The sequence below is a fragment of the Rhodopseudomonas sp. genome (genome assembly GCF_013377015.1).
In the GTDB taxonomy this organism is placed as follows: domain Bacteria; phylum Pseudomonadota; class Alphaproteobacteria; order Rhizobiales; family Xanthobacteraceae; genus JARJEH01.
Genome location: NZ_JACABA010000001.1, coordinates 273,983 through 287,397, shown reverse-complemented (window position 1 = coordinate 287,397; position 13,415 = coordinate 273,983). Strand labels below are relative to the sequence as shown.

9 protein-coding genes are annotated in these 13,415 nt (G+C 63.6%); 8 read left to right on the top strand and 1 reads right to left on the bottom strand.

Annotation, left to right across the window (positions count from 1 at the left end):
- From HXX15_RS01400 to flaF, 8 genes are all read left to right on the top strand, one after another.
- Window positions 1-1,113 carry an ABC transporter permease gene (locus tag HXX15_RS01400; RefSeq protein WP_296511867.1) on the top strand — a complete coding sequence of 371 codons (1,113 nt, stop codon included), beginning with the start codon at window positions 1-3 and terminating at the stop codon, window positions 1,111-1,113.
- A gap of 222 nt (window positions 1,114-1,335) precedes the next feature.
- Window positions 1,336-3,183, top strand: a complete 1,848-nt coding sequence (locus HXX15_RS01395) for a flagellar hook-basal body complex protein (protein ID WP_296511865.1) — start codon at window positions 1,336-1,338, stop codon at window positions 3,181-3,183.
- Between the two features lie 46 nt (window positions 3,184-3,229).
- Window positions 3,230-5,113, top strand: coding sequence for a flagellar hook-associated protein FlgK (flgK, locus tag HXX15_RS01390; protein WP_296511863.1), 1,884 nt, complete (start codon window positions 3,230-3,232; stop codon window positions 5,111-5,113).
- A gap of 8 nt (window positions 5,114-5,121) precedes the next feature.
- Window positions 5,122-6,708: a flagellar biosynthesis protein FlgL gene (locus HXX15_RS01385; protein ID WP_296511862.1), complete on the top strand. Its 1,587-nt coding sequence runs from the start codon at window positions 5,122-5,124 to the stop codon at window positions 6,706-6,708.
- 323 nt (window positions 6,709-7,031) lie between these two features.
- Window positions 7,032-9,278, top strand: a complete 2,247-nt coding sequence (locus tag HXX15_RS01380; protein WP_296511861.1) for a DUF1522 domain-containing protein — start codon at window positions 7,032-7,034, stop codon at window positions 9,276-9,278.
- 361 nt (window positions 9,279-9,639) lie between these two features.
- The gene (locus tag HXX15_RS01375) at window positions 9,640-11,910 is read left to right on the top strand and encodes a DUF1522 domain-containing protein (RefSeq protein WP_296511860.1); all 2,271 of its coding nucleotides are present in this window, start codon (window positions 9,640-9,642) and stop codon (window positions 11,908-11,910) included.
- A 224-nt stretch (window positions 11,911-12,134) separates the two neighbouring features.
- Window positions 12,135-12,512: a flagellar biosynthesis repressor FlbT gene (flbT, locus tag HXX15_RS01370; protein ID WP_296511858.1), complete on the top strand. Its 378-nt coding sequence runs from the start codon at window positions 12,135-12,137 to the stop codon at window positions 12,510-12,512.
- Between the two features lie 3 nt (window positions 12,513-12,515).
- Window positions 12,516-12,887: a flagellar biosynthesis regulator FlaF gene (flaF, locus tag HXX15_RS01365; RefSeq protein ID WP_296511856.1), complete on the top strand. Its 372-nt coding sequence runs from the start codon at window positions 12,516-12,518 to the stop codon at window positions 12,885-12,887.
- Between the two features lie 125 nt (window positions 12,888-13,012).
- Here the strand turns inward: flaF and HXX15_RS01360 are convergent, their stop codons facing one another.
- Window positions 13,013-13,387, bottom strand: a complete 375-nt coding sequence (locus tag HXX15_RS01360) for a hypothetical protein (RefSeq protein WP_296511854.1) — start codon at window positions 13,385-13,387, stop codon at window positions 13,013-13,015.
- Window positions 13,388-13,415 lie beyond the last annotated feature (28 nt).

Below are 13,415 nucleotides of genomic sequence, written 5' to 3'. Positions count from 1 at the left end.
ATGCGCCTGGCCAATATCCTGCAGCTTGGCGTCAAGGAATTGCGCGGCCTCGGCCGGGATCCGATGCTGCTGTTCCTGATCTTCTACGCCTTCACCGTCTCGATCTATACCGGATCGAAGGCGATCCCCGAGACCCTCAACCGCGCGGCGATCGCCGTGGTCGACGAGGATCAGTCGCCGGTTTCGTCCCGCATCATCACCGCGTTCAATCCGCCGTATTTCCTGATCCCGCGGCTGATCACCCAGCGCGAGATGGACAGCCGGATGGACTCCGGCCTCGACACTTTCGCGCTCGACATTCCGCCGGACTTCCAACGTGACCTGCTGGCGGGCAGATCGCCGACCATCCAGCTCAACATCGACGCCACCCGCATGACCCAGGCCTTCACCGGAGGTGGCTATGTGCAGTCGATCGTGTCCAGCGAAATCAGCGAGTTCCTGAGCCACTACCGGGCCGCCACCAAAGTGCCCGTCGACTTGGCGTTGCGAACGCGGTTCAATCAGCAACTCAACAGGGGCTGGTTCGGTGCGGTTCACGAGGTGATCACCGCGATCACCATGCTCTCGATCATTCTGACCGGGGCGGCGCTGATCCGCGAGCGCGAGCACGGCACCATCGAACATCTGCTGGTGATGCCGGTTACCCCGTTCGAGATCATGGCAAGCAAGATCTGGTCGATGGGCCTGGTCGTTCTGCTGGCGTCCAGCGTATCGCTGATACTGGTTGTCCAAGGGCTGCTCTCGGTCCCGATCCAGGGCTCGGTGCTGCTGTTCCTGTTCGGGGCGGCGCTGCATCTGTTCGCAACGACCTCGATGGGTATCTTCCTGGCGACGCTGGCGGGCACGATGCCGCAGTTCGGACTGCTGCTGATGCTGATCATGCTGCCGCTGCAAGTCCTGTCGGGAGGGCTGACGCCGCGGGAGAGCATGCCGCAGATCATTCAGGACCTGATGCTCGCCGCGCCGAACACCCACTTCGTCATCCTGGCGCAGTCGATCCTGTTCCGGGGCGCCGGCCTCGACGTGGTCTGGCCGCAGTTGGTCGCGCTGCTTGGGATCGGGACGATCCTTTTCGCTTTTTCGCTGCAGCGCTTCAGACAGTTTCTGAGATGAGGATCGGCGCCGGCCGCGGCTCCCGCCCCACCGCTTCGCCCCGGCAATAGTTGCCCCGCCCGGCAATTCCGCCCCGGCTCCGGGACCTCGGGAATTTTCTAACTCACTGAAAATACGAGCTTCTCTGCCTTGGCACGGTGCTTGCGCCTGTGTTGTCCGGATTGCGTTCGGGATCTTGGCAAACAGCGGTCGCAGCAGCGGCCCGAATTTGGAGAAGTGAGTATGGGTATCTTCGGCGCTCTGACCACATCGGTCGCGGGCCTGCGCGCGAATTCCTACGCGCTGGAAAATATCTCCGGAAACATCGCAAACTCACAAACCACCGCGTTCAAGCGGATCGATACCAGCTTCCTCGACCTGATCCCGCAAACCGGCGTGACCCAGCAGCTCGCGGGCTCAGTGACCTCGCAGTCGCGCAGCACCAACACGCTCCAGGGCTCGGTACAGTCGGCGTCAGTGTCGACCTACATGGCGATCAACGGTGACGGCTTCTTCGCGGTGCAGAAGCCGGGCTCCTTCTCCGACAACAACCCGATCTTCACCGGCGTCAACAACTACACGCGCCGCGGCGACTTCTCGCTCGACAAGAACGGTTATCTGGTGAACGGCGCTGGCTACTATCTGGAAGGCGTGCCGATCGACTCCACCACCGGCAATCCGGTCGGCAGCACGCCCAACATCCTGAAATTCCAGAATGACTTTTTGCCCTCGCAGGCCACCACCAAGATCGACTACCGCGCCAACCTCGCGAGCTATCCGCTGACCACCAAGCACAACACCTCAGCGCCGGGATCGGAACTGCTGCGGCCGGCGGATTTCGCCTCCAATCCGCGCAGCCTGGGCACCCCCGCGACGCCCTATTCTAATACCGGCATTGTCGGCAACGCACGCAACAATTTCGCTACCCCGGCGGTACCGATCAGCGCCACCACCGCGCTGAAGACCGGCGCGGCCGGCAGCGATTCGCTGCCGACCGGCTTTTCCTCCGGCGATACCATCGTCCTCAAAACCACCACCGGCGGTGTCACCACCACCAACACCATCCAATTCTACACCGGCGCTGCGCCGGCACCGGTGGTCGGCACCACTTTCGTCGATCTCGCCACCGCCACCGTAGGCAGCCTGCTCACCACCATCGACGGTCTCTCCGGCAACGTCTCGCCGTCGCCACCCTCGGCGGTGTCGGGCGGCGCCATCACCCTGAATAGCGGCACCGCCAACGACATCGAAATTTCGTCGACCTCGACCACGGCTTTCGGTGCGCTCGGCTTCTCCGGCACCTTGGTGGCGCTGCGCAGCGGCGGCGGCACCGCCGGCACCGGAAGTGTGATTGGCAGCGACAATCAGACTTTCCTCGACGAATCGATCAGCGGTGGTGCCACCACCGCCTATGACGGCAACGGCGCGCCGGTGAACCTGCAGTTCCGCTGGGCGAAAATCGCCTCCGCGGCGCAGGGCGGCACCGATACCTGGAATCTATTCTACCAGACCAACCCGCAAGCAACGGGTGCGACGGTGGGATGGGTCAACGTCGGGACTGATTTCAAATTCGGCAGCAACGGCCAGATGCAGCCGGTGATCGGGCAGATCACCCTGACCGGCCTCTCGGTGAGCGGTGTCAGCCTCGGCAACGTCACCATGGCGTTCGGCACCGGCGGCCTCACGCAGTTCGCCGACACCAACGGCAACGCCCAGGTCAATCAGCTCAACCAGGACGGCTACGCTGCCGGCCAGCTCAAGAGCGTGTCGGTCAGCAATGACGGCCGCGTAGTCGGCGCCTATTCCAACGGCCGCAACATCGATCTCGCCGAAGTCAGCGTCGCCACCTTCAACGGCGCGAACTTCCTGAAGCGCATCGACGGCGGCGCGTTCGAGACCACCAATGAATCCGGCGCGGCATTGTACGGCAAGGGCGGCAGTATTTCCGGTGCCTCGCTGGAATCCTCCAATACCGACATCGCCGACGAATTCACCAAACTGATCGTCACCCAGCAGGCCTATTCGGCCAACACCAAGGTGATCACCACGGCGAACACCATGGTACAGGATCTGTTGAACGTGATGCGATAGTCCGCGCGGCCTTCGCCCGCGGTAACGGTTTGGATCGGCGCTTGTCATGAGTTTGGGTGACGCACTATCAATCGCAATGGCCGGCCTTCGCGTCAACCAGGCGACGATGGCGCTGGTGTCGTCGAACGTCGCCAACGCGGAGACCCCGGGCTACGTCCGCAAGGCGATCGATCAGGTCACCACCAACACCGGCTCGATCGGGTCGGGCATCAGCGTGGTCGGCGTCAACCGCGAGCTCGACGCCTATATTCAGGCGCAGTTGCGCACCGAGACCTCTGGCGCCGCCTACGCCTCGCTGAAATCCGACATCCTGAAGCAGTTGCAGAGCATCTACGGCAATCCGGATTCCACCGGCACGCTGGAGAGCTCCTTCAACGGCCTCACCGCCGCGGTGCAGGCGCTGTCCACTAGCCCGGACAGCCAGTCGGCGCGGATCGGCGTGGTCAACGCGGCGCAGGTGATGGCGCAGCAGCTCAATTCGATGACGCAGGCGATCCAGACCCTGCGCGGTACCGCCGAGACCGGGATCAGCGACAGCGTCGCCAGCGCCAACGATCTGATGAAGCAGATCGCCAACATCAACAACCATCTGCAGACCAACCCGCTCGGCGGCACCTCCACCGACTCCGCGACCGCGGCATTGCTCGACCAGCGCGACCAGTACATCACCCAGCTCTCGCAGCTGATGGATATCCGCGTCACCACCAACGGCGCCAATCAGGTCACGGTGTTCACCAATTCCGGCGTGCAACTGGTCGGCAACGAGGCGGCAAATCTGACGTTCGACGCCCAGGGTACGGTGACACCGAACACGCTGTGGAATTCGCAGGCGTCGCTCAGTGCGCTCGGCTCGATCAAGGTCAGCTATTCGAATGGCGGCGCGATCGACCTCACCAATACAATCAAGTCCGGCAAGATCGCCGCCTATGTTGAACTGCGTGACAAGACGCTGGTCGATGCGCAAACCCAGATCGATCATCTCGCCGCGGCGATGTCGAGCACCTTGTCCGACAAGACCACCGGCGGTACGGTGTTTCCGGCATCGCCGGCGACGCCGACCGGCTTCCAGCTCGATCTTACTGGGCTGCAGACCGGCAACACCATTAACGTCACGTATACCGACACCGCCAGCGGCACCCAAAAATCGGTGACCATCGTGCGGGTCGACGATCCCTCGGTGCTGCCGCTGCCGGCGACCACCACTCCCAATCCGAACGACACCGTGGTCGGGGTGGATTTTTCCGGCAGCTTCGCCTCGGTGGTGAACCAGCTCAACGCCGCGCTCGGCACCTCCAATCTGCAATTCGCCGGCACCTCGCCGCCACAGGTGCTGACCGTCACCAACAATGCCGGCTTCTCCACGGTGAACGCGGCTTCCACCACCAAGACTCAGACCTCGCTGACCGCCGGCAGTGCCGAGCTGCCGCTGTTCACCGACGGTGGCGCCTCCTACACCGGCGCGATCAGCGCGCGGGGCTCGCAGGTCACCGGCTTCGCCGGACGGATCACTGTCAACACCGGTCTGGTCGCCGATCCGTCGCGGCTGGTGATCTACAGCACCTCGCCGCAGACGCTTGCCGGCGACACCACGCGCTCGGACTTCATCAGTCAGCAACTGAACACAACGAAGCTTCAATATTCGGCGGACACCGGGATCGGTAGCGCCGGCGCGCCGTTCAAGGGCACGCTCTTGTCCTTCATGCAGCAGATCACCAGCACCCAGGGCGCTACCGCAGCGGCGGCATCGCAGCTCGCCGACGGCCAGAACGTGGTGCTCAACACGCTGCAGCAAAAACTATCTGCGGCCTCCGGCGTCAACATCGACGAGGAGATGGCGCATTTGTTGTCGCTGCAGAACGCGTACTCCGCCAATGCACGGGTGATGTCGACGGTGAACGACATGTACAAAGCCCTGATGCAGGCATTTTGAGGTAGATCATGACCATCAGCGGCGTCAGCGGACGAACCTCCTACATCGGCACCGGCATCCTCAACCTGCGCAGCCAGCTCGACACGCTGACGCAGCAGCTCGCCAGCGGCAAGATTTCCACCACCTATGCCGGGCAGGGCGACGGCCGCAGCCTCGCAGTCGGGTTGCGCGCCCAGATCGCCGGCTTGGCGAGCTATGCGGACACCGCGACCAACGTCAACACGCGGCTCGACGTGATGAACCTGTCGTTGACGCGGCTGACCAAGATCAACTCCGAAGTGAAGGGTGCCGCGGTCGCCGCCGGCAACACGCTTGACAACACTGGGCAGACCGCGGGGCAGAAGACCGCCTCGCTGGATTTCCTGGATTCGGTCGACATGCTCAACGCGCAGTCGGGCGATCGCTACCTGTTCTCGGGCCGCGCCACCGACACCTCTCCGGTGACGCCGGCCGACGTCATCATGAACGGCAACGGCGCCGGCGTTGCCGGCCTCAAGCAGGTGATCGCCGACCGTCTCACCGCCGACCTCGGCACCGTAATTCCCGGGCAGCCGGCGACCGGGCGAATTTCCAGCGCGGTCGGCGTGGCGCCGACTGCGGTGACATTGACCGAGCAGGACACCACCCCGGCGCCGCCGCTGACGGCGAACCCGTTCGGCATCAAGCTCACGGCAGTGGCGACCTCGCTGACCAATACCGGCGCCACAGTGACCCAGCCGGTGGTGCTGCCGACCACGATCCCCCCGGCGCTGCCGGCGGCGCCGGCGCAGCGGACCATGAGCGTCGATCTCGGCACTTCCGTGCCGCAGGACGGCGATACCATCAAGTTCACCTTCAAGATGCCGGACGGCACCTCCGAGGATATCGTGATGACGGCATCGGCGACCACGCCGCTGGCCGCCAACAGCTTTCTGATCGGCGCCAATAATACGGCAACCGCCGCCAGCCTGAACACCGAGCTGACGAAGTCGATCCAGAACCTCGCCAACGGGCCGATGGCCGCGGCCTCCGCGATCCAGGCCGGCAACGAGTTCTTCGGGGAGCCGCCGCAGCGGATCGCAACCGCGCCGCTCGATACCGCGACCACGATGGTGGCAGGTACCAAGGCTGACACCGTTTTCTGGTATAATGGCGAAGCGGATTCCGCGACTGATCCGGCGCGCGGCACAGCGGTGGCGCGGGTCGATGAGGCCATCACCGTGCAGTATGGTGCCCGCGCCGACGAGCAGGCGCTGCGCGTGCAGTTGCAGGCCGTAGCGGTGTTTGCGGCGGTCTCGACCAAGGTCACGGACTTCAATGCCAGCGGCAAGATCGCGGCGCTGAGTCAGCGCGTCGCGCAGAATTTGGCGATCATCCCTGGCACCCAGACGATTCAGGACATCCAGGCCGACGTCGCCGGCGCCCAGGCCTCGATCAAGGCCACCGCCGACCGCCAGGTCCAGACCAAGACGATTTCCCAAACGATGCTGGATTCGATCGAGGGCATCAACAACGACGAGGTCGCGACCAAGATCCTGGCGCTGCAGACCGCGTTGCAGGCGTCGTATCAGACCACGTCGGATCTCTATAAAATGAGCTTGGTCAAGTTTCTTTAGATAGGTTAATTGTTTCTGACTAACAGCGGTTTCTTTTTTTGAGGCGCCCGACCGGCGTCCCCAGCGGCCGCGCCGCTGCTTCGCGACCCTGAAAACTCGCAAAATCAGATGTTTTCCTGCTTCAGCAGCCCTCCGGCGGCGTCGCTCAAGTTGCGCATTCGCTGTGCAACGGGCGTACTGAATTCGCAGAAACCCGTGTAAATACTGGGATTCTCGCCGGCTAAACTCGATGCATGTTCTTTACGCATTCTTAGAGTCTGCAGTTCATCTTCCCCGGATCGATCAAGAAGATCGTAGTTGCTTAAACCAGGAAGGTTTCAAAAATGTCAGGTATCGTTCTCTCGAATGCCGTCCGCCAGAACCTGTCGTCGTTGCAGGCCACCGCGGACCTCCTCGCCACGACCCAGAGCCGCCTCTCGTCCGGCAAGAAGGTCAACACGGCGCTCGATAACCCCACCAACTTCTTCACTGCCGCGGCCCTCGACAGCCGCGCTTCCGACATCAACAACCTGCTCGACGGCATCGGCAACGGTGTGCAGATCCTGCAGGCTGCCAATACCGGCATCAGCTCGCTGAACAAGCTGGTTGACTCCGCCAAGTCGATCGCCAACCAGGCGCTGCAGACCACGTCGGGCTATTCGACCAAGTCGAACGTCTCGACCACGATCACCGGCGCCACCGCCGACGATCTGCGCGGCACCACCAGCTACGTCAACACCTCGGCGATCGGCAACGTGCTGGTTTCCGGCGCAGCCGGCGGCACCACCGCGGTCGTTGCAACCAAGACCCTGGGCGGCGTTTCCGGCACCAAGGTCGGCTCCGTTGTCAACGACACGGCGACGACCCCGGCTGCGATCACCACGGCGACCAAGCTCAACGACACCGGCGGCGCGAACCCCGCCATTGGCACCGCAACCGTCGCGGACGGCGACAGCTTCACCGTCAACGGCAAGACCATCACCTTCAAGGCAGGCGCGGTTCCCACCACCGCTCCGACCGGCAGCACCATCTCCGGTAACTTGACGGTCGACACCAGCGGCAACTCCACGATCTATATCGGCGCCAGCACCACCTCTTCGACCGCCACGGTCGGCGACGTGTTGCATGCGATCGATCTGGCTTCGGGCGCTGCCTACAACAACGCCGGCACGGTGACGGCCAATGCAGGCCAGACCCTGTCGTCGATCACCGGCGGTGCGATCACCCTGCAGAGCTCGACCGGTGGCGATCTCAGCGTCTCCGGCAAGGCCGACTTCCTGAAGGCGTTCGGTCTCACCTCGGCGCTCGGTTCCGGCACCGCGACCATCAGCGCGACCCGCACCACCAGCGCCGCCACCGTTGGCTCGCTGATCCAGGACGGATCGACCCTGAACGTCAACGGCAAGACCATCACCTTCACCAACGCGGCGAAGCCGGCGGCGTCCTCGACCCACACCGGCATCACCGGCAACATCGAGACCGACGGCAGCGGCAATTCGACGGTCTATCTGCAGTCCGCCACTCTCGCGGACGCGCTGACGGCGGTCGATCTCGCCACCGGCGTCCAGGTTGCGACGCTGGCTGCGAGCGGTGCGACCCTGGCCACCACCTCGGGCGACACCAACTCGTCGGTCAATACCAATGGTACGCTGAAGCTCAGCACCGGCACCTCCGCCGACCTCAACATCGCGGGCGGCGCTGGTAACGCCCTCTCGGTGCTCGGGTTGAACGGCACCACCGGAACCGACAACGCCTTCACTGCGGCGCGCAACGCCAGCAGCGGCGGCGTCAACGGCAAGACCCTGTCGTTCTCGTCCTTCAAGGGCGGCACGGCTGTCAGCGTCACCTTCGGCGACGGCACCAATGGTACGGTCAAGACGCTGGCCCAGCTCAATACCGCGCTGCAGGCCAACAACCAGACCGCGACCGTCGATGCCACCGGCAAGCTGACGATCTCGGCCTCGAACGACTACGCATCCTCGACGCTCGGCTCCTCGGTCGACGGTGGCACCATCGGTGGCACCCTGACCACGGCGCTGACCTTCTCGGTGCCGTCGGCTCCGGTCGCCGACACCGCGGCGCAGACCACCCGCGCCAACCTGGTGAAGCAGTACAATGACGTTCTGACGCAGATCAACACCACTGCCCAGGACGCCTCGTTCAACGGCGTCAACCTGCTCGGCGGCGACACCCTGAAGCTGGTGTTCAACGAAACCGGCAAGTCGACGCTGAACATCACCGGCGTCACCTACAATTCGTCCGGCCTCGGCCTGGCGAACCTGACCGCCGGATCCGACTTCATCGACAACTCGTCGACGAACAAGACCCTGGCGACGTTGAACGCCGCGTCGACCACGCTGCGCACCCAGGCCTCCGCGCTGGGTTCGAACCTGACCATCGTGCAGACCCGCCAGGCCTTCTCGAAGGACCTGATCGGCGTGCTGCAGACCGGTTCGTCGAACCTGACGCTGGCCGACACCAACGAGGAAGCGGCCAACAGCCAGGCGCTGTCGACCCGCCAGTCGATCGCGGTGTCCGCGCTGTCGCTGGCCAACACCTCGCAGCAGAGCGTGCTGCAGCTGCTGCGCTAATCGCACCAGACGTACAGAAAGTACGAACGGAAACGGCGGGGGAAACCCCGCCGTTTTTGCGTTGGAAAACCCGTATTTTCAATTTTTTCGGCGATCGGCCGGTTCGGCGCCGCGGTCTTAATTCGCTGTTAACCATATCTTAAATTGTACCGAATAAGACTTGAGGTAAGTAGGAATGAGGTAGGCCGAGAATCGGCCGCGTTGATCCGGGTCGCACCCTGTATGTGCGTCCGAGGTCCCTCTCCAGAACAGGCGTCTAAAACATCACCGGCAACGTCCCACCGGCAACTCGGTTGCCCCGGACGTCCATGCTCGCCGACCTGAAGGTCGGCGTCCAGCGCGGATCAGGAAGGCATTGAAAATGGCTAACGTCGTCCTCTCGGCATCGGTTCGTCAGAACCTGCTATCGTTGCAATCGACAGCGGACCTTCTGGCGACCACGCAGAACCGGCTTTCCAGCGGAAAGAAAGTCAATTCGGCGCTGGACAATCCAACCAACTTCTTCACCGCGGCAGGGCTCGACAGCAGAGCCTCCGACATCAACAACTTGCTCGACGGCATCGGCAATGGCGTGCAGATCCTGCAGGCGGCCAATACCGGCATCACCTCGCTGAACAAGCTGATCGATACCGCCAAGTCGATCGCCAACCAGGCGCTGCAGACGCCGGTCGGCTACTCCACCAAATCCAACGTCTCGACTTCGATTTCCGGCGCCACCGCCGACGATCTGCGCGGCACCACCAGCTTCGTCAACACGGTGGCCAATTCTAACGTGCTGTATTCCGGCGCCGCCGGCGGCTCCACAGCCGTCACCGGCGCTTCGCTGCTGGGCGGCATCTCGGCGAATCTGGTGGGCGCGGCAGCCACCGCCGGTGACGGCGTGGCCGCACTGGCCAACGGCATCAAACTGATCGACAACAACGGTGCCGCTGCCACCGGCCTGATCGGTAACGCCCAGCCGGTCGACGGCGATACCGTGACCGTCAACGGCAACACCATCACCTTCCGCGCTGGTTCGCCGCCGGCCGCCACGGCCGTCGCGTCGGGCTCCGGCGTGATCGGCAACCTCGTCACCGACGGCAACGGCAACACCACGGTCTATCTCGGCACCCCGGCAGCGCCGCTCGCCACCGTGCAAGATCTCACCAAGGCGATCGACCTTGCCAGCGGCGTTCAGAAGACCCTGAACACCAATGGTATCGCCGTGCTGTCGCTGTCCTCCGGCACCGCGGGCAACGTCGCGGCCGGTGTGCTCACCCTGACCACCGGCACCGGCTCCGACCTCAGCATCACCGGCAAGGCCGACTTGCTGAAGGCGCTCGGTCTGACCAGTTCGACCGGCCCCGGCACTGTCACCGTCACCCAGCAGCGCACCACCAGTGGCCTGACCACCGGTTCGCTGATCCAGGACGGCTCGACCCTGACCGTCGATGGCAAGACCATCACCTTCGTCAATGCCGCAGTACCGCTCGCCGCCAACATTCCGAACGGTTCCGGCACCCCCGCCGGCAGCCATCTCGTCACCGACGGCAACGGCAACTCGACGGTTTATCTCCAGGCTGGCAACATCAGCGACGTGCTGACCGCGATCGACCTCGCCACCGGAGTGCAGACTGCCTACAACACCTCCGGCAGCACCGCCCTGACCGTCACTTCCGGGTCGACCGCTTCGTCGGTCGCCGCCTCCGGCGCGCTGCGGATCTCGACCGGCACCACCACCGACCTCAATGTCTCCGGCTCGGGCAACGCGCTGGCCGCGCTCGGCCTCGCCGGCAACACCGGCACCGCCACCGTGTTCTCCGCCGCCCGCAACGCCGGTCTCGGCGGTATCAGCGGCAAGACCCTGACCTTCACCTCGTTCAAGGGCGGCACCCCGGTCAATGTCACCTTCGGCGACGGCACCAACGGCACCGTCAAGACCCTGGCGCAGCTGAACACCGCGCTGCTGGCCAACAACCTCTATGCGACGGTCGACGCTACCGGCAAGCTGGTGGTCGCGGCCGGCAACGATTATGCCTCGTCGACCCTTGGCTCGGTGCTGGACGGCGGCGTGCTCGGCGGCACCGTCACCACCACGCTGTCCTTCACCACCGCGTCGCCGCCGGTGGCCGACCTCAACTCGCAATCGACCCGCGCCAATCTGGTCGCGCAATACAACAACATCATCGCCCAGATCACCACCACCTCGCAGGACGCCTCGTTCAACGGCGTCAACCTGCTCGCCGGCGACACCCTGAAGCTGGTGTTCAACGAAACCGGCAAGTCGACGCTGAACATCGTCGGCGCGGCGTTGACGCCGGCCGGGCTCGGGCTGCCGACGCTGGTCGCCGGCACCGACCTCGTCGACAATGCCGCCGCCAACAAGACGCTGGCCGCGCTCAATACCGCCTCGACCACGCTGCGGGCGCAGGCCTCGTCGCTCGGCTCCAACCTGTCGATCGTGCAGATCCGGCAGGAATTCGCCAAGAGCCTGATCAACGTGCTGCAGACCGGCTCGTCCAACTTGACGTTGGCCGATACCAACGAGGAAGCCGCCAACAGCCAGGCGCTGTCGACCCGGCAGTCGATCGCGGTGTCGGCGCTGGCGCTGGCGAATCAGTCACAGCAGAGCGTGCTGAAGCTGCTGCAATAATAGCGGCGATCCGATTGCAAAAAGGCGGCGGGGGCGACCCCGTCGCCTTTTTTCGTCGGGCCGATTCGGCCGACCGCAATGGCGTGCTGCACTTATCCCCCGCAACACGGCGTTTTTTTTGCGCTGGATCGATCGCGCCGGCCTGCGCATAACAGACAGAGACGATGGCCGGGTGAGTCCCGGCCGGCCCGGTTCATGGTGGCTGCGTTCGAAGAGGAAAAACGATGCCTTTGCGAGTCGAATTGAAGCCGTTTGAGCGAATCATCATCGGCCAAAGCGTGATCACCAATTCGGATACCCGCACGACCTTCCTGATCGACGGCAATGCGCCGATCCTGCGTGAGAAGGACATCCTCACCTCGGAGACCGCGAATACGCCCGCGAAACGCATCTATCTGTGCGTGCAGATGATGTATCTCGAGGACGATATTCCGAATTATCAGGATCTCTATCTCGGCTTCATCAAGGAATTGATCGAAGCGGTGCCGAGCTTTCGCGAGCAGATCGAGGTCGCGAGTAATCTAATTTTAAGCGGCAATCTCTATAAAGCCCTGAGAGAGTTGCGGACGCTGATCAAGCGTGAAGAAGAGCTTTTGAGGTAACCTATGTCGAGTGCTGCTTCTCAAGCTTACGCCCGCACCGCACAAAGGATCGCATCCCCCCGAGACATCGAAGCCCAGGCGTTGCTGAAGGCCGCGCGGCAGCTCCAGGACGTGATGACCAACTGGGATCAGACCGACGCGGGTTTTGTCGAGGCGCTGATGTTCAACCGCAAGCTCTGGTCGATCTTCGTCACGGATGCGTTGCGCGATGAAAATCCCGAACAGATCTCGATCCGTCAGAACATCGCCAATATCGGGATTTTCGTGATGACCCAGTCGGCGGCGCTTCAGCTCAAGCCCGAGGTGGAGCGGCTGCAGACGCTGATCGACATTAACCGCAACATCGCCGCGGGCCTCAGCGGCCGCGCCACCTAATCCAAATTTCAATTCAGTCGCGCCGGCTCGGATCGTCGCGGTTGCGGCGATCGGGCACGACAAAAACCGCGCGCAAGCCGATGGCCGGCTTCACGCGTCGCTAACTCTCTCCCAGCCGTCGTCGCTCAGATCTGGCGATCCGTGGCGATCCGCTGGTAGTCCTGCTTGGCGTTGTCCTGCGCCCGCAGATAGGCCCTGGCCCGCAGCCGGGACGCATCCGGGTACTGGTTGACGACCTGGCTGGTCTTGGTGTCCACCAGCCGATAGACGATTTCGGCCGCAGCACGATCGATCACGATCTGATGCGAAACCTCGTCGCCCGCAGGCTGCTGGCTTTGCAGCGTGGCCGGCGTGGGGTGGTTCGACGCGTCCGAAGCTGCGACGCTTTTTGGCGCCGGCAGTTCCGTCGGCACAGCCGTTCGCACCGCTTCTGGAGCGGGTTTGATGAACGGTGTCGCGACCGGCGCCCCCGCCGGTTTAATGTTGAAATCACTACTCATGTCAGCCTCCTGGCTTCCATCAAGTCAA

Coding starts and splice junctions, on each gene's coding strand:
- HXX15_RS01375 (WP_296511860.1), top strand. CDS start 9,640: ATGGCTAACGTCGTCCTCTCGGCATCGGTTCGTCAGAACCTGCTATCG.
- HXX15_RS01395 (WP_296511865.1), top strand. CDS start 1,336: ATGGGTATCTTCGGCGCTCTGACCACATCGGTCGCGGGCCTGCGCGCG.
- HXX15_RS01400 (WP_296511867.1), top strand. CDS start 1: ATGCGCCTGGCCAATATCCTGCAGCTTGGCGTCAAGGAATTGCGCGGC.
- HXX15_RS01385 (WP_296511862.1), top strand. CDS start 5,122: ATGACCATCAGCGGCGTCAGCGGACGAACCTCCTACATCGGCACCGGC.
- flbT (WP_296511858.1), top strand. CDS start 12,135: ATGCCTTTGCGAGTCGAATTGAAGCCGTTTGAGCGAATCATCATCGGC.
- flgK (WP_296511863.1), top strand. CDS start 3,230: ATGAGTTTGGGTGACGCACTATCAATCGCAATGGCCGGCCTTCGCGTC.
- HXX15_RS01380 (WP_296511861.1), top strand. CDS start 7,032: ATGTCAGGTATCGTTCTCTCGAATGCCGTCCGCCAGAACCTGTCGTCG.
- HXX15_RS01360 (WP_296511854.1), bottom strand. CDS start 13,387: ATGAGTAGTGATTTCAACATTAAACCGGCGGGGGCGCCGGTCGCGACA.
- flaF (WP_296511856.1), top strand. CDS start 12,516: ATGTCGAGTGCTGCTTCTCAAGCTTACGCCCGCACCGCACAAAGGATC.